The organism is Bacillus sp. FSL H8-0547, from assembly GCA_038002745.1.
Classification (GTDB): domain Bacteria; phylum Bacillota; class Bacilli; order Bacillales; family Bacillaceae; genus Bacillus_P.
The window spans coordinates 853,459-874,130 of sequence record JBBODD010000001.1; the positions used below are offsets into that span (position 1 = coordinate 853,459).

Here is a 20,672-nt window from a genome sequence, read left to right on the forward strand (position 1 = left end):
TAACATCATGAATATTTCCATTTCGAGATGAGGTGTTTGCGGGCCGTTACTTTTAGTAATAGATGCTCTGTATAAATTCATTTTCTGAATGAGGTGTTCGTCAAAGACAGTTATTGATTAGTTAAGACTCATTAGAGATACTCTTAACTGGGAGATGGTTGCTTTGAACCATGTTTAACAAATTCACTCTTTTTTTCCTTCATTTCCAAGCAAATGAGGGAGATGACAAAGAGATTTGCGAGCCTAGCCATTAAGCTGCGCCGGCTCTTCCTCCTCTGCAGAGCAGGGTGATCATTATGATCATCCTGTTTCTTTTTTTTGCGGGTTTGTTTTGCGTGTGTGGTGCAGTAATGTTTTTTAGAACACTTTCCCCTATTCTCCAATCGGAGTTTGTGTTGTTAAACATTTATAGCAACACTTTCATTTCTTCTCGAGCTGGCGTTTGTGTTGCTAAATCCTTTTTAGAACACTTTCCTCCCTTCTCCAACTAGGGTTTGTGCGGCTAAACCCTTTTTAGAACACTTTCCACTCCTCTTCAACCGGAGTTTCTGCGGCTAAACCCTTTTCAGAACACTTTCTGCTCCTCTTCAACCAGAGTTTGTGCTGCTAAACCCTTTTTAGAACACTTTCCACTCTTCCCCATTTTGAGTTTGTGCTGCAGCAAATAAGAAACCCCTCCCAACTTTTGAATCCACTCAGCCAGCTATGGTACTATATGGATAAGCAAACCGTACCTACGAAAGGATGAATTGAATGAGCGGATGTATTTTCTGCAAGATTGTAAACGGGGAGATCCCAAGTGCAAAAGTTTTTGAAAATGAACATGTTGTTGCGTTCCTCGACATCAGCCAGGTCACAAAAGGCCATACTTTGGTCATTCCGAAAGTACATAAGGAAAACATTTACGAATTAACACCTGATATTGCCCGCAATGTTTTTGAAACGGTTCCTAAAATTGCTAATGCCATTAAAGAGCAGTTTCAGCCTGTTGGCATGAACATCCTGAACAACAACGGTGAAAAAGCCGGACAGTCCGTATTTCATTACCATATTCACCTGATTCCCCGCTACGGAAAAGGCGACGGATTTGGTGCGGTCTGGAAAACCCATACGGAGGAATATACTCCTGATGACTTGAAGCAAATCGCTTCATCCATTCAGGAAGGCCTTCTGTAACACCCGCTTACACAGCGGGTTTTTTCATTAGCTGAAATATTTTTTAAAAATTCCGACTCGTCTTTCTCATTTCATGTTAGGATATAAAAATAGAAATTTTAATCAATCACAGCGACAGAGTGAGGAGTGTTATTTTTCATGAAACGTACGCACAATTTTAATGCCGGACCTGCTGCCATCCCGCTTGCAGTTCTGGAAAAAGCACAAAGCGAACTTATTGATTTTAAAGGTACAGGCATGTCGGTCATGGAACTCAGCCACAGGAGCAAACCATATGAAGATGTACATAACAAAGCTTCCGAACTGATGCGGGAGCTGATGGGCATTCCTGAAGAATATGAAGTTCTGTTCCTGCAGGGCGGAGCGAGCCTGCAATTTGCAATGATTCCGATGAATTTTCTCAAAAGCGGTTCACCGGCTCACTTTGTGATGAGCGGCGTCTGGTCTGAAAAAGCACTGGCAGAAGCGGAAAAGCTGGGAGAAACAGCTGTTATCGTTTCTTCAAAAGATCATCAATACACCTTTGTGCCTGAAGAATTTGAAGATCCTTCTGAAGGAAGCTATGTCCATTTGACATCCAATAATACAATCTACGGCACACAGTGGAAGAACTTTCCGAAAACAAAACTTCCTTTAATAGCGGATATGTCAAGCGACATTATGAGCAGGAAAATCGATGTCAGCCAATTTTCCCTCATTTACGCCGGAGCGCAGAAAAACCTCGGTCCTTCAGGAGTCACAGTTGTGATCGTCAAAAAAGAGTTGCTTGAGAATGCCAATCAGGACATCCCTTCCATTTTGAAATATGCGACTCACTCGAAGCAGAATTCGCTTTATAATACACCGCCTACTTTTGCCATTTACATGCTTTCTTTAGTACTTGAGTGGATCAAAGAACAGGGCGGGCTTTCAGCTATTGAAGAGCTGAACGAGCGGAAAGCACAGATCATTTATTCATGCATTGACGAAAGCGGCGGATTTTATAGGGGCCATGCGAAAAAAGAAAGCCGCTCGAACATGAACATTACGTTTACTTTGGAGAATGAAGAATTAACAAAAGCGTTTCTTAAGGAATCAAAAGAAAGAGGATTTTCGGGCTTAAACGGACACCGTTCTATTGGAGGATGCCGTGCTTCCGCATACAACGCCGTACCTCTTGAAGCCTGCGAGGCGCTTGCGGCATTCATGTCAGAATTCCAGAAAAAACACAGATAATCTTTTTTACAAGGGAAGAAATACCTGTTATACTATTTTTAAGTTCTCCCGCAATAAGACAGAGGTCATTATTGGGGAGGCCAAAAAAAGAGCTTAGACTGAGGAGAGTTGAGAAATGAATACAAGAGTACTAGTGGTGTTATCTTTGTTTGTCGCAATGGGTTTGGCGCTTCACGGCATTATTCCGCCGATCTTCGGAGGCATGAAGCCTGATATGATGCTGACGATGATGTTTTTAGGCATTCTGCTTTTCCCGCACATACGCAACGTTTTCCTGCTTGGAGCAGTTACAGGTGTCCTTTCAGGCCTGACTACCAGCTTCCCAGGAGGATTGCTGCCGAATGTGATTGACAAGATTGTAACAGCCTTTGTTTTCTACTTGCTTGTACTGATGATTAAGAAATATGCTTCAACTGTAGCAGGAGCGGGCGTCTTGACAGCTGTCGGCACACTTGTATCAGGAACGGTATTCCTGACAGCAGCCTTTTTTATCGTAGGCCTGCCTGGCGGAGCCGGATTTACAGCATTATTTCTCGCAGTTGTTCTTCCTGCTGTTGCTATGAACACTGTGGCAATGGTCTTTATATACCCGATTGTGCAGACAATCCTTAAACGTTCGAAAATTGCACTTAATTAAACGAAAACCCGATCCTAAACGGTCGGGTTTTTTTAAAACTTATATGGTATAAAATAAGATCCCAATTAGAAGTGCAATGGCTCCTCCGCCTGCAAGGACTGCTGCTTTTTGATGAACAATATGCTTAGGCGGATAGGAAGCGGACTGCTGAGCCAATCTCAGATAGTGAAACGATCCGGTAAACAGAAGTACGCTGAGTGAAAAAAACAGAAATATAACTCCGGCCACTCTTCCCCCTCCCCTTTCATGTCCTTACTCATACCTATGCAAAAACGGCATATGCTATGAGTAAAACAAGCGTTTATCTCCCTTAACAGAGGGTATTTAATAAGGAAAGACTTCCTTAGAGTCTATATGTACATAACAAAAAACTGGAGTGATACTTATGGCAAATGGAAAATCTTTAATGACAGGCCTGCTTGTAGGAGGCGTAATCGGAGGACTTGCGACCATCCTGACAGCACCTTCTTCCGGCAGGGACCTGCGGACTCAGTTAAAGCAGAACAAACAAAAACTCGAATCCATCCTCATACAGCTGAAAGATGACAGCATCTCCCTGAAAGACTCGGTTGTGAAGACAGCTCAAGAAAGCGCTGTCGTACTAAAGGATGTAACCGCTGATCTGCAGAAATCAATCCAGACCTGGCAGGAGGAAATTGAACCGCATAAAGCAGAGCTTCAAAAAGAAATCAGCCAGATTGAAGAAAAAATAAAAGAGCTTGAGCAAACACTGAACAAATAGATTGTTTTTGTAGACAAACCAATATTGAAAAAAGAGCGGCAGATTTTCTCACAGGCCGTTCTTTTTTTTATGTGAGTAAAACAACGCTTTTCCGGCCTTTTTTACAATTTATTTAAAAATTTTGTAAATTTAATCTTTATTAATCTTTATTTTATTGGCATAATAGAATATAAGAGTAAAAGAGAAAAAGTAGGTGACTGGGGATGAAACGAAACGAACAGGATTATTCCATTAAAGAAGCCTTGTTATTCAGCCAGAGAATCGCTCAGCTGAGCAAAGCTTTGTGGAAATCCATCGAAAAAGACTGGCAGCAATGGATAAAGCCCTATGACTTAAACATAAATGAGCACCATATTTTATGGATTGCCTATCATTTAAAGGGCGCTTCAATCTCCGAGATTGCCAAATTCGGGGTCATGCATGTTTCAACAGCCTTTAACTTTTCAAAAAAGCTTGAAGAAAGAGGCTATCTTGAGTTTTCGAAAAAGCAGAATGACAAACGGAATACGTACATTCAGCTGACAGAGCAGGGAGAAGAAATTCTTCTGAAGCTGCTTGAAGATTATGATCCAAGCAGAAATGCCGTTTTTAAAGGAGCCCTGCCCCTTCAAAACTTATACGGAAAATTCCCTGAGATTATGGAAATGATGTGCATCATTCGAAATATTTACGGGGACGATTTTATGGAGATCTTCGAGCATTCCTTTACGAACATCGAAAAGGAATTTGTTGAGGAAAACCGGAAGCTGAAAAAGCTTGCAGACCCAGAAGCTGAAACGGTTCCAGCTATTTCCGAATAATGTTTCTGAATTCACCCATCAGCGGCTCATAAAGCCCTTGTTTATGCAGGTGAATAATGGTGTCATCGACAGAGAGCTTATAATTCAGCTGACCCGCAAAAAGAGTAAGAAGGCTTTCGTAATTCAGAAGCCCTTGCTCTTTTTGTTCTGCAAGCATATCTTCGAGTTCCCTGCATATACGATGGATCTCTTCAATTTCCTCTGCTGAAAGACCCGCCTTCATAACCGATACATAAAAGGGATATTTTTCAGCATCAGCCATCTTAATCAGCATCTTTTGATAATACTCCAAATTGGCCATGCGTTTTTCAAACGATTCCACTCCGTTCACTTCTTTCCTTCTGATTCGTTTCTATATTTTAAATCATTCCGACTCATTTAGGTAGGCTCATCTTTTGTAAAAGATTCCTATTTTTTATTTTAACCGTTTTCATCCGAAATTTCATATTGCAATTTCTGTTCAGGCATCGTAAAGTATGTAACGGAGCCGGACTGAGCTCCTATGTTTCAATACCAATTATGTCACAGACATGATTTTCGGACGGTGATTTTAATGAACTGCTGGAAAACCATTAATCTTTCAAAAGATTATGGATTCCATAAATTGTCTATATTAGCTGCATTCATCATGATGACTACGTTTATCGGCATCTATCTGCCATTAATGGTCGTTTTTCCATACATCCATCTTAAAGCAGATCACTTTCTCCTGCTGCTTTTGTTTGCATTCTGCGTCGTGCCCTGCCACAAACTGCTGCATGCCCTGCCGTTGTGGATGGCCGGATACCGCGTCTCACTGAAGTGCAGGCTTCAATCCTATTTACCGGTTATCTATTTAAAAACAAACTGCAATGTATCAAAAACAATGATGCTGCTGTCTCTTGCAGCGCCAATTGTGCTTGTGAACTCATCTCTTGCTGCCGGCTTGATTGCTTTTCCATCTTACCTGCATTATTTCAGTTTGGGAATCGCCTTTCATACCGGGATTTGTATAACAGACTTTATTTACATGAATCATCTGTTAAAGGCTCCCAAGGCCTGCTACATTGAAGAAGCGGACGAGAGCTTTGAAATCCTCTTCCAAAAATAAGAGCATAACGTGGAGCACTGCCGAATAGGATAGGCTTGACTCCGGTTAAGAAAAGCAGCTCACTACTGAGATGCTTTTCTTTTGCTATTTATTAGGAGTCATTGCTATCTTTTTCATTGGATTTTTGGTAATGTTATATGTATCAGTGAGGAGAGGGGGAATCTCATATGATAGCTTTTTTCATTTTGTTTGCAGTGTTCATCTTATTCTATATCAATAAATTAACCAGCGCACTCTGCCTGGTAAGAGAGATTCCTGAAGACCGACAAACAAAAGTATTCCGGACAATCAATGTCCTGATCACCATCTTATTAGTTTCATCTTACATAGAAATCTTGTTTACTTAGATTTCACCATTATAAAAAGCTGTATGCAAACAGCCGCATACAGCTTATACAATGATAGCTGACAGATTATCTGTCAGCTATTTTAATTTGGCTTACAGCCAAGCAGCACCAACAATGATCAACAAGATGAACAAAACAACGATTAACGCGAAGCCTCCAGCGTATCCTCCCATAATGACACCTCCTTTATACGTCGGTAAGTTATACTATGCATGATCACTTTACAGCGAATAGGCAACTGTCTTTTGTTTGAAAATTTTTAGCCCTTCGCTTCCTAGTAAAGATAAGAAGCACCAATAATGATTAATAAAATGAACAGAACCACCAGCAATGCAAAACCGTTTGAATATCCATATCCCATAATGAAAACCTCCCTTATCGGTGTTCCATACATCATATGGACGATTTGCCGATTTGACCTAGACGAATGCCCTGATTACCCTGGTCCTATTGCAAAACTTTTTAGTTCATGGCACAATGTGGTATAGTGTTCCATTTATTAGGCAGTACGCTGCCTTAAGGATTTTCCGCCCCTGCCTTTTTGCATGTACATACTTGTTTTCACACATAAACCCGCAGAAGAGGCGAAACATCCTTACTAAAAACAGAATCAGGAGTTGTATCAGATGAAAAGATTTGCTCTCGCACTAGCAGCAGCATCCAGTGTTTTAGCACTTGGCGCATGCAGTAACAATGATGGCGGTTCAGAAGTCATCGCTGAAACAAAAGCAGGCAACGTAACGAAGGATGAATTTTACGAAGCAATGAAAGACCGCTTTGGAAAAGATGTTCTGACAGAGCTTGTCCACGAAAAAGTACTAAGCGAAGACTACAAAGTAACGGACAAAGAAGTAGATCAGGAAATCGACAACTTAAAACAGCAATACGGCCCTCAATTTGAAGCAGTCATTCAGCAGCAAGGCGAAAAGACTGTTAAAGATATGGTAAAAGTGGACCTGCTCCGCAAAAAAGCAGCTGAAAAAGAAGTAAAAGTAACAGACGAAGACACAAAGCAATACTACGAAACACTTAAAGGCAAAGTAAAAGCAAGCCACATCCTTGTTGAAGACGAAAAAACAGCAACAGAAATTAAATCCCGTCTTGATAAAGGCGAAAAGTTTGAAGATCTTGCAAAAGAAGCATCTAAAGATCCTTCAGGTCAAAACGGCGGCGACTTAGGCTGGTTTGGCGAAGGACAAATGGTTCCTGAGTTCGAAAAAGCAGCTTTCGCTCTTAAAGAAGGAGAAGTAAGCGCGCCGGTCAAATCTGAATTCGGCTACCACATCATCAAAGTAACCGAAACAGTAAAACCTTACGATGAAATGAAAAAACAGCTTGAAGCTGACGTGAAAAAACAAAAAGTAAGCCAGCCAGATGCTGTTCAGGGAGCTCTTGACAAAGCCCTGAAAGAAGCTGATGTAAAAGTGAAAGACAAAGATCTAGAAGATACATTCAAAGCTCCTGAAGCTGCTCCGGCTGAAGGACAATAATAAAGGATTGTTACAAGCCCCGAAGTGAATGCTTCGGGGCTTTTTTGTTTGATTGGCGGATGATCTCATACGCTGGGTTGTGTCATCAATCTTTCTGGTGAAGCTTTTGATGATTCTATTCGGCCGATCAGTACCATCAATCTTTCGGATGAAGCTTTTGATGGTTCTATTCCGGCCGATCAGTACCATCAATCTTTCGGATGAAGCTTTTGATGGTTCTATTCCGGCCGATCAGTACCATCAATCTTTCGGATGAAGCTTTTGATGGTTCTATTCCGGCCGATTAGTGCCTTCAATCTTTCGGATGAAGCTTTTGATGGTTCTATTCCGGCCGATCAGTACCATCAATCTTTCGGATGAAGCTTTTGATGGTTCTATTCCGGCCGATCAGTACCATCAATCTTTCGGATGAAGCTTTTGATGGTTCTATTCGGGCTGATCAGTACCATCAATCTTTCGGATAAAGCTTTTGATGGTTCTATTCCGGTTGATAAGTACCATCAATCCTTCTTGTAAAGCTTTTGATGGTTCTAATCCGGTCAATCAGTACCATCAATCTTTCAGATAAAGATTTTGATGGTTCTATTCCGGCCAATCAGTACCATCAATCTTTCGGATAAAGCTTTTGATGGTTATATCCTGGTCAATCAGTGCCATTAACATCTGTTCACAAACTTTTGATGGTTCTATTCCTTTTATACCAATCCGTATAAACACTTACCCAAATATAAAAACAGCCGGGAACATACTCCCAGCTGCTCTCTCACCATCTTCAGTTCTCTTCATCCTCATTCTTTTTCCGCGATTCGCGTTCTTTCATCATCCGTTCGATGTACACGTTGCCCTCTTTTTCTATATAGGCTTCTTCAACGATTCTTTCTTTTCTCGTTGTTGAAAAAGCCATGTAGCCGCTGTATAAAATCCCAAGTACGCAGAGGTATACCCACCATGGCAGCAAGATCATGCCCTTTTTCCCCCTTTTCTTTGACAAGCCTCTTACTGCACTATATGTGAGAGCCTGGCCGATTATCCCTACATCTGAAAAAATTAAAAGCCCTCCTCTTTAAAAAGAGAAAGGGCTTTATCATTATTTATGAAAGGAAGGTTTATAGAACGAGCGGTTATCAAGAGCAAAAACCCGCTCCGTGTATTCGCCTGGTTTTACCCGTTCAAGCGCGCGGTCAAGCATGTTCATTTTTGCATCGAGGTTATCGATGTAATGAAGAATTTCAGCTTCTTTGATCAGCGGCGGTTTAGGGCTTCCCCACTCCGCTTTTCCGTGATGGCTGAGGACCAGATGCTGAAGAATAACAACCTCTTCCCCTTCGATGCCAAGGTGCTCTGCTGCTTTTGCGATTTCATTGACCATGATGGAAATATGTCCGATCAGGTTTCCTTCCACCGTATAGGTCGTTCCGATCGGGCCGGAAAGCTCTGTAACCTTGCCGAGGTCGTGAAGAATGACACCTGCATACAGCAGATCTTTGTCCAGGCTCGGATAAAGATCTGCGATTGATTTCGCCAAATCCAGCATGGACACAACATGGTAGGCAAGACCTGATACAAATTCGTGATGGTTTTTCGTTGCAGCCGGATATTCAAGAAATTCGTTCTGATGCTTTTTCATTAAATATCTTGTGATGCGCTGGATATTCGGATTTTTCATTTCAAAGATGTACTGTGTGACTTTTTCCATCATTTCTTCCTGTCCGACTGGGGCCGTTTCAAGGAAATCCGATATTTTCACATTATCGGCAGCGGTTGCTGTGCGGATGTTGCGGATCTTCAGCTGATTGCGCCCGCGGTAATGATGAATGTCTCCATATATTTTAACAATGCTTTGCGAACTGTATGATGTTTCATCCTCAGGACCTGCATCCCAGAGCTTTGCTTCGATCTCTCCGGATTGATCCTGCAGAATAAGCGTTAAAAACGGTTTCCCGTTGCTTGCAATGCCTTTAGTGGATGTTTTAACAAGCAAAAATACGTCTGCCTGCTCTCCTACCCCGTAATGATTTATGCCTTTTGGCGTCATAATGCGGTCCCTCCCATAGTGACTCAGTATTCTGAGTATAGCATAATCAGTCTGTTTTATCTGCTGTAAACCGTGCGTCAGGAATGAGGAGACAGGCCCGCAGCCCTCTTCTTCTTTTCCAGGTCCAGAATATCGCTTTCATGAAACAGCTTTAACAAATGTTCCTGACAGGTGAAAAAGAGAATTTGATGGTGTTCAGACAGCTCTCTGAGCAGTTCCATCACCCTGCCTGTTCGTTCCCTGTCAAAATTCACAAACCCATCATCAATCAGCAGCGGCATGGCTTCAGATGTACTGATATGGCATGCCAGCGCCAGCCGGATCGCGATATAAAGCTGCTCTGCTGTTGCCTGGGAAAGTTCGTGCGCTGCAAATCGGGTTCCATCTTTTCGTTCAACTGTCATGGTTTGTTCATTTTCAGGGAGAAAAACTCTCACATACCGTTCATTCGTCAGCCTGCTGAAGAAAGATTCGGCCTGCTGAAGCAAGCTTGGCAGCCTGACAGATCTGCTGTACTCTACCGTCTGGTTCAGCATATGTCTCGCAGCAGCAAGAACCGCCCATTGACGGGCAAGCTGCTTCACTTCTTCTTTTTGGAGCGCAGCCTTTTGTTTTAAGTCCGAATACAGCCCGGATTCTTCCATGTTTTTAATGTGTACTGTCAGCTCAGCAAGCTTCTTTTTAAGCTGGTTCTCTGTGTCTGCTGCAGCAATAAGCTCCTGCTCACATCTAGCCTTTTCTGCTGGATAGTCCTTTGAAAAATCGAGAGGTTCATGTGCCAGCAGGTGCTGCTTTGTCTTCAGCTGCTGCTGGATCCAGGAAGCCTTCTGTTTGACAGCTGCCAAATGCTCGGCCTGTTTCCCCTTTTCCCAAAACTCTTCTGTATCATCGGCGTCAGCAAGTGATAAAAGTTCTTTCTTTTTCTCGTCGAGCAGACTGAGCTCGGCCTCAATCTTCTTAAGCTTATCTTCCGCTTCTGCTCTTTTTGCAGCAGCCGTTTCCCTCAGCCGCTTATTTTCTTCAGAATCTTTCAAAGCTTTAAAAAGGCCGTCAAGAAGGCTGCTGCAAGCCGTACCGCCGATATCAAAGGACTGTGCCAAGGAAGCAATCTTTTTTTCATAAGCCGTAAGTTCAGCTGAAAGCTCCGCTGCTTTTTTTTCTGCCTGTCTGAATGCCAGAATATCGTTCTGCAGATTTACAGCCGCCTGCAGGAGGTCAGGGAGGACGAGAGGCGAAAAGGAGCTGTCCATTTTCAAGGTTTCAAACACGCGCCGTGCCTGCTGATCAGCTGTATAGTATTCCTTTTCCCATTCATCAAAACTGGACACTGTCCGGTCATAAGCCCGCTCACACTGCTTAAAAACCACTTCTTCCAGTTCGTATGAGCGTCTGATTTGTTCATCCTTCCACAGCATTCCCTTTGCCGTTTCCATATCTGCGGTGTTTTCAGAGGTATGGTCCGCCGCATCCAGCTGCTTTTTTAATACCTTTTCTTTGTTCTGAAGATGCTCTATGAAAGACGTATCGGTTGTTCTGCTTTTCATTAAAATGAAGAAACCTGCCATGCCTAGACTCAGAAGCGCAGCCCCAATAAGCCACAGCCCCTCTGCAAACAGCCAGCCCGTGCAAAGAAGGATGATAAGAGCAAAAAACACGCCCAGCCCTTTCAGCCGGCTGTTCTTTTTTTTCACAGCATCTTTTTGCTTCTTAATTTCCGTCTGAACCTCGCGATGCTCTTCCCGAAGTTTATTCTTGTCCAAATTGGCCCGCTGCACCTCTTCAAGATTGCGGACCCGTTCCTCAAGCTGCCTTCTTTCTTCTTCCTCAAGCATTCCTTCGGCATAATCAGACAGTCTGCTTTCACTTTCTTCAAGGTTTTCCTTCACCCGTTCAAACTGCTGATCAAGAAGGTGTTTCTTCTGCTGCAGGTGCTGATGTTTTCCTACAATTTCTCTAATTTCTTCTCTCACAGCTGCACCTGTGTTCAAATCAAGAATGATGCTGCTGTCGATTTCATGGGAAAACAGCCGTTTTTTCTCCTCATGAATTCTGCTTTCAGCTTGTTCTTGTTTCGCCCTGGTCTGGCCATACTGAGCCCGTTTCATTTCCCAGGCAGAATACTCTCCGCGCAGCCGTTCGATTTCTTCTTTATGCTCGAGAATACGTTCATCAGCCGGAACTTGTTCAATGGCCTCTGTTTGTTCGCGGATAATGGTTTTCAGTGCCATATATTCAGACCTGAGAGGAGATTCTCTTCCTTCAAGCTCCTCCATTCGCTTCTGGCCATTGGACGGAAAATGACTCTGTGCTTTGTCGAGTTCATTTTTGAGGGCAGCTTCTTCATGAAAAAGCGGAAGGGCTTCAACGATTTCACCCATTCTTTTCGCTTCTGCTTCAAGCTCCCTTTTTTTCTCCGTGATCTCCCTTAATGACTGTTCTGCTGCTTCTTTTTCATTTATAAAATCATTGTAGGGTTCGAGCTGCTGCTTTGCCTTCATCACTTCGGTGTGGATATCTTTAAGGGCAGCAAGCGCTGCATTGATTTCAGGTTTTTTGCCGTTTGGCTTAAACAGCTGCTCCTGCTTTTTTGAAAGGCTCAGTTCTGTCTGCAAAACAGCGTCCGTACCAAGCAGTCCTGATGATAATAAAAATTTGCCCAAGTCTTCAGCACCGACTTTGCTTACCTGCTGAATCCCATGAATATCAAAGGAGTAAATCGACTGATACACCGTTTTATCAAAATAGGACACCAGCTGCTGAAGAACATCTGCGCCACCCGTTTCGCCATTTTCAAAATAAACCGTGACACCGCTGCCTGCTTTTCCCGGCAGCCTCTCAATTTTCACCCGCCCGTGCTGGACCGTCTCTGCCACAAGCGATCCCCCATATGCATTGACGTGCTTTGGCTCATATCTCTTTTCCTGCTGCACTTTTTGGGGAAAGCCAAATAAAATGCACTGTATAAAGGACATGATGGTTGATTTCCCCGCTTCATTTTCACCGTAGATGACTTGAAAAGACGGAGAATCAAGCATAATTTCAGTGTGATGAAATTGTCCGTATCCGTATATGTTCAGTTGGATAATTTTCACGTGCTCCTCCGCCTCACAATCTTCTATGTTTAAAAAGCTCCTGAAAAATCAGGGTTTCTGCTTCTTTTTTGATCTGCTCTTTTTCCTCTTCCCCGAAATCCTGCATGTGTTTTCTATAAACCGGGTGATGTCTGAGCGGCTGCAGGGCATCATCAAATTGATCAAATTTCCGGATTATCTCTGTCAGGTCTTTCAGAAAATGAGAATCAAGCTGCAGGGTATCTGCGCTTGAAATTGGCATCGTTTCGTTGATAACAGACGAAATCCATACAAAATTTTCTCTGTCGCTCTCTTCCTCGTTCCACTGTTCAAGCATGTCAGATAGGACCGGTTCCTCTTTAAGGGCATGATAGAAATCAGTTGTACCGGTTAACCGGACTGTGACAACGACAGGTTCCATGCTGCTTCTCATGTCATCCAGTCCCTGATGAAGGCGGTTCAGCATCTCCTGAAAGCTGCCGTCTGCTGAAAGCTGAAGTTCCTCCCACCTCACATCGTGAAGCGGCACAAATGAATAAGAAGTTTCCGCTTCCGTCATGGAAACAAGATAACAGCCCTTTTCACCTGTCTCCTTTCGGTTCCTGCCCTGTACATTCCCTGAATAAAGAATGGGAGGATCCTGTTCCCGAAGAGACATGCGCTTGTGTATATGCCCGAGCGCCCAGTAGTCGAATTCTTTCTGGAGCAGATCTCCTGCTGTAAACGGCGCATACGCATCATGCTCCGTATTTCCGCTGACAGAGCCATGCAGCAGGCCAATATGGAAATCTGCCCCTTTTTGTTTTTCAAAAGCTGCAGTCATGTTTTCATAGACGGCTCTCTCCGGATAGCTGTGCCCGTACAAATGAACGATCGTTCCATTCTTTTCAAACACCTTGCATTCAGCCTGCTTTTCCGAAAAAACATGTACATTTGCAGGCCAGCTTATATCCAGCCATTTTCCGCTTAAATGATCATGATTTCCGTGAATGACGTAAACGGGAATGCCGTTTTCATCCAGCTTCTCAAACGCCTTCTTCAGCCTCAGCTGCGCTTTCAGGCTGCGGTCCTCCCCGTCGTACAAATCACCGGCAATCAGCATAAAATCCACTTTTTCATCAATTGCAAGCACCGTCAAACGGTCCAAAGCAGCAAACGTACTCTCTTTAAGCCTCTCAAAAATCGGACCTGCAAGCTGCTGCATCCCCAAAAAAGGACTGTCCACATGCAAATCAGCCGCATGAATAAATCGAATCCCCTTCATCTCGAACCTTCCTTTACTTTTCTCTTATTCTATATTGTACCATCATAAAAAGGCGAATGCACGTTCTGCACCGAAAAGCGGAGCCGACCGTTTAGCCCTGACAGGCAGAAAAGAAATCACCCGAAAAGTCCGGGCTTGACTTTTTGGGGGATTTTGTTCTGACGGAAGGGCTGGGAGGCGCAGCTGGACACCACGAAAAGCGGAATCGCTCGTTTAGCTCCGGGAGTCAGATAAGAATCCGGCGGAAAAGTCCGGGTTTGACTTTTTTGACGGATTTGTTCTGGCAGAGGAGTTGAGCGATGGAGCTGGACACCACGAAAAGCGGAATCGCTCGTTTAGCTCCGGGAGTCAGATAAGAATCCGGCGGAAAAGTCCGGGTTTGACTTTTTTGACGGATTTGTTCTGGCAGAGGAGTTGAGCGATGGAGCTGGACACCACGAAAAGCGGCATCGACTGTTCAGGCCTGGCAGTCAGATAAGAAATCACCGGAAAAGTCCGGGTTTGACTTTTTCGGGGATTTTGTTCTGACAGAAGGACTAGGAGGCGGAGCTAGACACCACGAAAAGCGGAATCGCTCGTTTAGCTCCGGGAGTCAGATAAGAATCCGGCGGAAAAGTCCGGGTTTGACTTTTTTGACGGATTTGTTCTGGCAGAAGGACTAGGAGGCGGAGCTAGACACCACGAAAAGCGGAATCGCTCGTTTAGCTCCGGGAGTCAGTCTTGACTTGATGATTCTTACAAGCCCAATAAGTGCCACCAACCTCCTAGTTTTTTGGATTGATGGTTCTTATATGTTCGATAAGTACCACCAAACCCTCAGTTTCTTGACTTGATGGTTCTTATCTCTCCAATAAGTACCACCAATCTCCAAGTTTTATGGATTGATGGTTCTTATCAGCCCGATAAGTGCCACCAACCTCCTAGCTTATTGGATTGATGGTTCTTATAAGCTCGATAAGAACCACCAAACCCTGAGTTTCTTGACTTGATGGTTCTTACAAGCCCAATAAGTACCACCAACCTTTGGTTTCTCGACTTGATGGTTCTTATCAGCCCCATAAGTGCCACCAAACCCTGAGTTTCTTGACTTGATGGTTCTTACAAGCCCAATATGTACCACCAATCTCCAAGTTTTTTGGATTGATGGTTCTTATCAGCCCGATAAGCGCCACCAACCTCTGACTTTCTTGACTTGATGGTTCTTATCTATCCAATAAGTACCACCAACCTCTGACTTTCTTGACTTGATGGTTCTTATCAGCCCGATAAGTGCCACCAATCTCCAAGTTTTTTGGATTGATGGTTCTTACAAGCCCGATAAGCGCCACCAACCTTTAAGTTTTTGGACCTGCCCACAAAAAAAACCAGAGCCCAACCGGCTCTGATTTCTTTTGCTTACTGATCCTTTGCGATATCCATTGCTTTTTTAATATCCTTGAAGGAGGATGACTTTCCGTACATCAGCACTCCGCCTTTATACACTCTGGCACCAATGACGGCAAGAGCTGCGATTGTGGCAATCAGCAGTCCGATCGACAGCGCCACTTCCCAGACAGGGACCGAAAGCATGCCGACTCTGAGGAACATGATCATCGGCGAGAATAGAGGGATAAAGGAAGTAACTGTAATGAATGTTGCCTCCGGATTGCCAAGTCCGAACATGGCGATGAAAAAGGCTGCCATTATGATGAACGTCAGCGGCGAAATCATTTGCTGCACATCTTCGATTCTCGTAACGAGTGATCCGAGAAACGCAGCAAGGGTGGCAAAAAGAAAATAGCCGAGCAGGAAGAAAACCACTGCGTATACAAGGGTCCCAGCCGGTATATCCGAGAAGCTTAAGAAGCCTCCGCCCGCAAGTCCGCCGCTTTCAAGACTTTCTCTCATCGAATAGTAGCCGACCAGAATGATTAATCCAAACTGAGTCAGGCTGAGCAGCCCGATTCCAAGAAGCTTTGCAAACATCTGCTTGACCGGAGAGACGCTGCTGATCAGTATTTCCATTACTCTCGACGATTTTTCAACCGCAACCTCCATGGCAATCATGCTCGCATACAGGATGACGGCGAAATAAATAATGAAAAGAAGAACATAGACAAGTCCTCTTGCCTGATTTAATTCTTCCTCTGATTTCGCGTTATCAAGAAGCGCTGTGCTTTTTACCTCCACAGGTGAAAATAACTGGTTCAGGTCCTCCTGCTCCAGGCCAAGGTTTGCCGTGCCCGCTGCAAGCTTCGTCTGCTGCAGGGCCTGTTCAAACGTGCCCGCAATACTTGAGTCCGCTATGCTTCTGGCAAAATAGGAACCTTGCGGAAAATCGTCTCCGTCAAGAGTCAGAATGAAGTAGCCTTCCATCTTTTCATCAAGTACGGCTTTTTTCAGCTCATCCTCAGGCTGATCCGTTTTTTCGAGTTCCAAATTTTTATCAAGGGCAGCCGTATTCTGTTCAAAAATGCCATATAGCTGATCGCTCTCAGTCTGATCAATCACTGCTATTCTTTCAGCTTCTTGGTCTTCTTTATTAAAAAACTCAATAACAGTTTGCACGTTTGAGAGTCCGACAATCAGCAGGAGAATAATCCCTGTTGTGATTAAAAAAGATTTTGTCTTTAACTTGCTGACATACGTATGAAAAAGAATAATCCAGAACTTATTCATAGACTGCACCCGCCTTTTCAATGAAAATATCATTCAGGGACGGTTCTGCCAGTTCAAATTTCCGCACAAAGCCTCTTCCTGATAGGGATGCAAAGATTTCCTGCGAGATTTCCTCTCCTGTAACCTGAAGCTCTGCACCTGATGATGTCTGTCTGAACTTCGTCACGCCTTTCATATGCTGCAGGTCATCCATCTCAAAATCCCCGTGAATGATGACATTCTTTTTGCCGAATGATCGTTTGATCTCCTTTAAATTGCCGTGTACAACGGGCTTTCCTCTGTGAAGAATGCACAGATGCTGACACAGTTCTTCCACATGCTCCATTCTGTGGCTTGAAAACACTATGGAGGTGCCCTGTTTTTTCAGATCCAGCACAGCTTCTTTCAGCAGCTCCACATTAACAGGGTCCAGACCGCTGAAGGGTTCATCGAGGATCAATAGCTTTGGCCTGTGAAGAACAGCCGTTATAAATTGGATTTTCTGCTGGTTGCCCTTTGACAGGTCTTCAACCTTTTTGCCTGCATATTCAGGTACCCTGAATCGATCGAGCCATTTTTCCATTTCGGAAAGAGCTTCCTGCTTTTTCATCCCTTTTAGCCGTCCAAGGTAAATCAGCTGATCCCGCACTTTCACTTTTGGATAGAGTCCCCGTTCTTCAGGCAGATAGCCGATCGAATCGCTCGCATGATAGCCTATTGGTTTTCCGTCCCATGAAATCTGCCCCTCTGATGGATTTAAAAGTCCAAGTATCATCCTGAACGTCGTTGTTTTGCCTGCGCCGTTTGCTCCGAGAAGACCGAACATTTCACTTTCCGGAATGGCAAGCGACAAGTCGTTTACTGCTGTATGAGTCCCGAACCTTTTTGTAATGCCTTCGAGTTTTAATGTCATCCTGATTCCTCCTGTCCGTTTATGTACGTATCGCGTCCTACAAATGTTTCATCTATTGCAGGAAAAAAAGAAAAAAGTGAGAATACCTTAAAGGAAGCCTGATCAATCACAAGCAAAGGGGGCCATCATATGGGCTTGTATTACTTAACGGCATTTGGCAAAGACGGGGAAAAATTATTGGATGAAAGCTTTGAAGCAGCCAATGATCACGAAGCAAAACAAATTGGCACGCAGAAGCTCGAAGAAAAGGATGCACTGAAAAAAACGCACCGCTGCACGACAGCGAGCGGACAATTAATCCTTTTTGAAAGATAATATAAAAAATCGCTCAGATTGTGAGCGATTTTTTATTTGTGTCCGAAATTCAAGCTTGGGCCCTTTACTTCCCCGTAAACTGGGGTTTTCTTTTTTCCAGAAAGGCTTTGATGCCCTCCTTGTGGTCTTCAGACTGACGCATGTTGTACTGCGTTTCTTTTTCAAGTGTAAGAATTTGCTGAAGCTCCTCTTTGCCTACGGCTGAATAAATGTTTTTAGAAGCGATCATTGCTTTAACCGGTCTTTGGAGCATGCCGCCGACAAGCGTCTTTACTGTATCAAGCAGATCTGCATCTGTTACCTGATCAACAAGGCCAAGATTGAGGGCAGCGTCTGCCGTCAGCTTTTCGCCGCTCCAGATTAGGTGTTTCGCTTTTGTTTCTCCAAGACGTTTCTTCATAAAATAATGGCCGCCGCCGTCAGGAACAAGGCCGATGCCGATGAAATTCATGGCAAGGACCGCGCTTGAATGTGCAACGACGTAATCAGCTGCAAGGGCAAGGCTGAAGCCGAGTCCTGCCGCAGGCCCATGAATGGCGCTGATTGTTACTTTTGGCATGGTATGAAAAGTGGTGACTACCTCTGAAATCAGGTCCATGACCTGTGAAAATCCTTCGTTATCCATTGAATTCAGCATCGTTTTAATATCTCCGCCGGCAGAAAAGCCTCTTCCGCTTCCGGAGAGAATGACAACATCTGCTTCACTTTCTGCCGCCTGTTTAAACGCCTGCAGCAATTCTTCAAGCATTTGCCCGTTCATCGCGTTCAAGACTTCCGGTCTGTTCATTTCGATTGTTGCATATCTTCCGTGCACCCCGTATGTAACTGTTCCCATGTTCATCCCCCTTGCTGATTTTTAAACCCATCTAGTTTATTATAGCTCGTTTCAAACCGAATTGATATTATTTTCAGATAACTTTACATTCGCTCGATAATCGTTGCGGTTGCCATTCCGTGACCGATGCAGATCGTCAGCAGCCCGTACCTTGCTTCTCTTCTGTCAAGCTCCTGAATCAGAGACGTCATCAGCTTGGCGCCCGTTGCGCCAAGAGGGTGTCCGAGTGAGATGGCTCCACCGTTTACGTTCACTTTATCAAGATCCGCTCCAATTTCCTTTTGCCATGCAAGTACAACAGGTGCGAACGCTTCATTGATTTCAAAAAGGTCGATATCGTTCACAGTTAATCCGCTTTTCTGCAGTACTTTTTGCGTAGCCGGGATCACTCCTTCAAGCATGTAGGTCGGATCAGATCCGACAACTGCCTGAGCGACAATCCTTGCTTTCGCTTTGAGGCCAAGCTCTTTCGCTTTTTCTGCCTCCATGAGCAATACAGCGGCTGCCCCGTCACTCATCTGGCTTGCGTTTCCGGCCGTCACCCTACCATCCTCTTTAAACACCGTTTTCAAGCCTGCAAGTGCTTCAAGTGATGTATCCGCCCGCGGTCCTTCATCCTGATCGAAGTCTATCTCTTCCCCGTCTTTATTCAGGCCCTTTAAAGGAACGATTTCAGATTGAAAGAGTCCTTTTTCTATCGCGGCGAGCGCCCGCTGATGGCTCCTTAATGCGTACTCATCAAGCTCTCTCCGGGAAATCCCATGTTTCTCTGCGATCATTTCGGCGGAGATTCCCTGATGGACAAAATGATATTTTTGATGGAGGCTCTCAGGAATGGTCTGCTCATTTCCGTCGCTTAGGATCGGCACCTTTGTCATGCTTTCCACACCTCCTGCAATGACGATGTCCATATCGCCAGAACGGATTTCCTGGCATGCAAAATGGATGGCCTGCTGGCCGGAGCCGCACATCCGGTTAATTTGAACGGCCGGCACACTGACCGGGAATCCCGCATCTAGGAGAGCGAGCCTGCCAATGTTGAATCCCTGTTCAGCAATGGGTGAGACACAGCCCATCACAACATCCTCAATCAGATCTTTTGAAACCCCGGCTCTTTTCACTACTTCATCAAGCACGGCTGCAGCAAGATGAACAGGGTGTGTTTCACGCAGGGCCCCATTTCTTTTTCCCACTGCGGTTCTTACAGCTTCAACGATGACTACGTCCCTGGTCATTTTTTCTCCCCTCCGTATGTGTAGAATCCTTTTCCGGTTTTGCGCCCGTAATGCCCCGCCTCAACAAGTTTTCTGAGCAGCTGCGGCGGAAGAAACCTGTCGCCGTAAGCATCTGCCATGCCGTTGCTTACAAACAGCATCGTATCAAGGCCGACCAGATCGGCAAGCTCAAGGGGTCCCATCGGATAATTCAGCCCGAGTCTGACTGCTTTATCAATGTCCTCAGCACTTGCAATTCCTTCCTCATAAATGCGGATGCACTCGAGCATATGGGCAGAGAGAGCCCTTGTCGTGACAAACCCCTGAGCGTCCTTAACAAGCACCGTTTCTTTCCCCGTTTCTTCAGAAAGCTCTCTGATGATTTCAATTGTTTCATCTGACGTATCCACGCCTCTTACAATTTCAATCAGTTTCATGACAGGAGCCGGATTGAACCAGTGCATGCCAATGACTTTGTCCGGCCTCTTCGTTGCGGCAGCGATTGCTGTGACGCTGAGCTCAGACGTATTTGTTGCCAGAATGACATTTGGGGCGGTACATCCATCAAGCTCGGCAAAAACGTTCTTTTTCAGCTCGAGATTTTCAGGAACAGCTTCTACAACAAGCTCTGCCTGTTTTACGGCATCTGCAAGCACCGCATACGTTTCAATGTTTGCCAGAGCCTGTGATTTCCCTTCATCCGTCAGATGTCCTGCTTTCACAAAACGGGAGAGACTCTTTTCAATGCCGGCAAGTGCTTTTCCCAGCACTTGCTCTGAAAGATCGTACAAATAAACGCTTTTCCCGGCTGCTGCAAATGCCTGGGCAATCCCGCTTCCCATCAGCCCTGAGCCGATGACGGCAATTTTTTGTATGCTCATGGAAGCTTCC

General features: G+C 44.5%; 22 protein-coding genes. 9 read left to right on the top strand and 13 right to left on the bottom strand.

The genetic code is table 11. The features are described from left to right. Positions 1 to 753 precede the first annotated feature (753 nt). From MHB63_04200 to MHB63_04210, 3 genes are all read left to right on the top strand, one after another. Positions 754 to 1,176: an HIT family protein gene (locus MHB63_04200; protein MEK3805793.1), complete on the top strand. Its 423-nt coding sequence runs from the start codon at positions 754 to 756 to the stop codon at positions 1,174 to 1,176. Positions 1,177 to 1,314: 138 nt separating this feature from the next. Beyond that, positions 1,315 to 2,391 carry a 3-phosphoserine/phosphohydroxythreonine transaminase gene (gene serC / locus MHB63_04205; GenBank protein MEK3805794.1) on the top strand — a complete coding sequence of 359 codons (1,077 nt, stop codon included), beginning with the start codon at positions 1,315 to 1,317 and terminating at the stop codon, positions 2,389 to 2,391. A 115-nt stretch (positions 2,392 to 2,506) separates the two neighbouring features. Beyond that, complete coding sequence (locus MHB63_04210) at positions 2,507 to 3,028, top strand: tryptophan transporter (protein MEK3805795.1); 522 nt, start codon at positions 2,507 to 2,509, stop codon at positions 3,026 to 3,028. 39 nt (positions 3,029 to 3,067) lie between these two features. On the opposite strand, the gene MHB63_04215 is transcribed toward MHB63_04210, so the two are convergent. Next, positions 3,068 to 3,256 carry a hypothetical protein gene (locus MHB63_04215; GenBank protein ID MEK3805796.1) on the bottom strand — a complete coding sequence of 63 codons (189 nt, stop codon included), beginning with the start codon at positions 3,254 to 3,256 and terminating at the stop codon, positions 3,068 to 3,070. 157 nt (positions 3,257 to 3,413) lie between these two features. On the opposite strand from MHB63_04215, the gene MHB63_04220 reads away from it, so the two are divergent. After that, complete coding sequence (locus MHB63_04220) at positions 3,414 to 3,770, top strand: YtxH domain-containing protein (GenBank protein MEK3805797.1); 357 nt, start codon at positions 3,414 to 3,416, stop codon at positions 3,768 to 3,770. A gap of 203 nt (positions 3,771 to 3,973) precedes the next feature. After that, a complete protein-coding gene (locus tag MHB63_04225) occupies positions 3,974 to 4,570 on the top strand; it encodes an HTH-type transcriptional regulator Hpr (protein MEK3805798.1) in 597 nt (198 codons plus the stop codon). Here MHB63_04225 and MHB63_04230 read toward each other — a convergent pair. Then, positions 4,557 to 4,892 carry a DUF1878 family protein gene (locus MHB63_04230; protein MEK3805799.1) on the bottom strand — a complete coding sequence of 112 codons (336 nt, stop codon included), beginning with the start codon at positions 4,890 to 4,892 and terminating at the stop codon, positions 4,557 to 4,559. The two genes, MHB63_04225 and MHB63_04230, sit on opposite strands and share 14 nt — an antisense overlap. A gap of 231 nt (positions 4,893 to 5,123) precedes the next feature. Here MHB63_04230 and MHB63_04235 point away from each other — a divergent pair, with 231 nt between their 5' ends. Next, complete coding sequence (locus MHB63_04235; GenBank protein ID MEK3805800.1) at positions 5,124 to 5,660, top strand: DUF3267 domain-containing protein; 537 nt, start codon at positions 5,124 to 5,126, stop codon at positions 5,658 to 5,660. Between the two features lie 167 nt (positions 5,661 to 5,827). Further along, positions 5,828 to 6,007: a hypothetical protein gene (locus MHB63_04240; protein ID MEK3805801.1), complete on the top strand. Its 180-nt coding sequence runs from the start codon at positions 5,828 to 5,830 to the stop codon at positions 6,005 to 6,007. A gap of 92 nt (positions 6,008 to 6,099) precedes the next feature. On the opposite strand, the gene MHB63_04245 is transcribed toward MHB63_04240, so the two are convergent. Then, positions 6,100 to 6,180, bottom strand: a complete 81-nt coding sequence (locus MHB63_04245) for a YjcZ family sporulation protein (GenBank protein ID MEK3805802.1) — start codon at positions 6,178 to 6,180, stop codon at positions 6,100 to 6,102. A gap of 101 nt (positions 6,181 to 6,281) precedes the next feature. Further along, a complete protein-coding gene (locus MHB63_04250; protein ID MEK3805803.1) occupies positions 6,282 to 6,368 on the bottom strand; it encodes a YjcZ family sporulation protein in 87 nt (28 codons plus the stop codon). A 265-nt stretch (positions 6,369 to 6,633) separates the two neighbouring features. On the opposite strand from MHB63_04250, the gene MHB63_04255 reads away from it, so the two are divergent. Next, positions 6,634 to 7,497: a peptidylprolyl isomerase gene (locus tag MHB63_04255; GenBank protein ID MEK3805804.1), complete on the top strand. Its 864-nt coding sequence runs from the start codon at positions 6,634 to 6,636 to the stop codon at positions 7,495 to 7,497. Positions 7,498 to 8,269: 772 nt separating this feature from the next. On the opposite strand, the gene MHB63_04260 is transcribed toward MHB63_04255, so the two are convergent. From MHB63_04260 to MHB63_04285, 6 genes are all read right to left on the bottom strand, one after another. Next, positions 8,270 to 8,461, bottom strand: coding sequence for a sporulation YhaL family protein (locus tag MHB63_04260; GenBank protein MEK3805805.1), 192 nt, complete (start codon positions 8,459 to 8,461; stop codon positions 8,270 to 8,272). A gap of 123 nt (positions 8,462 to 8,584) precedes the next feature. Beyond that, positions 8,585 to 9,532, bottom strand: coding sequence for a 3'-5' exoribonuclease YhaM (yhaM, locus tag MHB63_04265; GenBank protein MEK3805806.1), 948 nt, complete (start codon positions 9,530 to 9,532; stop codon positions 8,585 to 8,587). A 77-nt stretch (positions 9,533 to 9,609) separates the two neighbouring features. Then, entirely contained in the window at positions 9,610 to 12,624 is a 3,015-nt protein-coding gene (locus MHB63_04270) for an AAA family ATPase (GenBank protein ID MEK3805807.1), read from the bottom strand. Positions 12,625 to 12,637: 13 nt separating this feature from the next. Continuing rightward, on the bottom strand, positions 12,638 to 13,867 hold the full coding sequence (locus MHB63_04275; GenBank protein MEK3805808.1) for a DNA repair exonuclease: 1,230 nt from the start codon (positions 13,865 to 13,867) through the stop codon (positions 12,638 to 12,640). A gap of 1,395 nt (positions 13,868 to 15,262) precedes the next feature. Beyond that, positions 15,263 to 16,525 (bottom strand): ABC transporter permease, encoded by a 1,263-nt coding sequence (locus MHB63_04280; GenBank protein MEK3805809.1) that lies wholly within the window; start codon positions 16,523 to 16,525, stop codon positions 15,263 to 15,265. Beyond that, on the bottom strand, positions 16,518 to 17,417 hold the full coding sequence (locus MHB63_04285) for an ABC transporter ATP-binding protein (GenBank protein MEK3805810.1): 900 nt from the start codon (positions 17,415 to 17,417) through the stop codon (positions 16,518 to 16,520). The genes MHB63_04280 and MHB63_04285 overlap by 8 nt, the downstream gene beginning before the upstream one ends. A gap of 129 nt (positions 17,418 to 17,546) precedes the next feature. Here MHB63_04285 and MHB63_04290 point away from each other — a divergent pair, with 129 nt between their 5' ends. Further along, the gene (locus MHB63_04290) at positions 17,547 to 17,732 is read left to right on the top strand and encodes a YhzD family protein (protein ID MEK3805811.1); all 186 of its coding nucleotides are present in this window, start codon (positions 17,547 to 17,549) and stop codon (positions 17,730 to 17,732) included. A 64-nt stretch (positions 17,733 to 17,796) separates the two neighbouring features. On the opposite strand, the gene MHB63_04295 is transcribed toward MHB63_04290, so the two are convergent. From MHB63_04295 to MHB63_04305, 3 genes are all read right to left on the bottom strand, one after another. Then, positions 17,797 to 18,567 (bottom strand): enoyl-CoA hydratase, encoded by a 771-nt coding sequence (locus tag MHB63_04295; protein ID MEK3805812.1) that lies wholly within the window; start codon positions 18,565 to 18,567, stop codon positions 17,797 to 17,799. Positions 18,568 to 18,650: 83 nt separating this feature from the next. Further along, the gene (locus tag MHB63_04300) at positions 18,651 to 19,802 is read right to left on the bottom strand and encodes a thiolase family protein (protein MEK3805813.1); all 1,152 of its coding nucleotides are present in this window, start codon (positions 19,800 to 19,802) and stop codon (positions 18,651 to 18,653) included. Further along, positions 19,799 to 20,662: a 3-hydroxyacyl-CoA dehydrogenase family protein gene (locus MHB63_04305; protein ID MEK3805814.1), complete on the bottom strand. Its 864-nt coding sequence runs from the start codon at positions 20,660 to 20,662 to the stop codon at positions 19,799 to 19,801. Before MHB63_04305 ends, MHB63_04300 begins: the two co-directional genes overlap by 4 nt. Positions 20,663 to 20,672 lie beyond the last annotated feature (10 nt).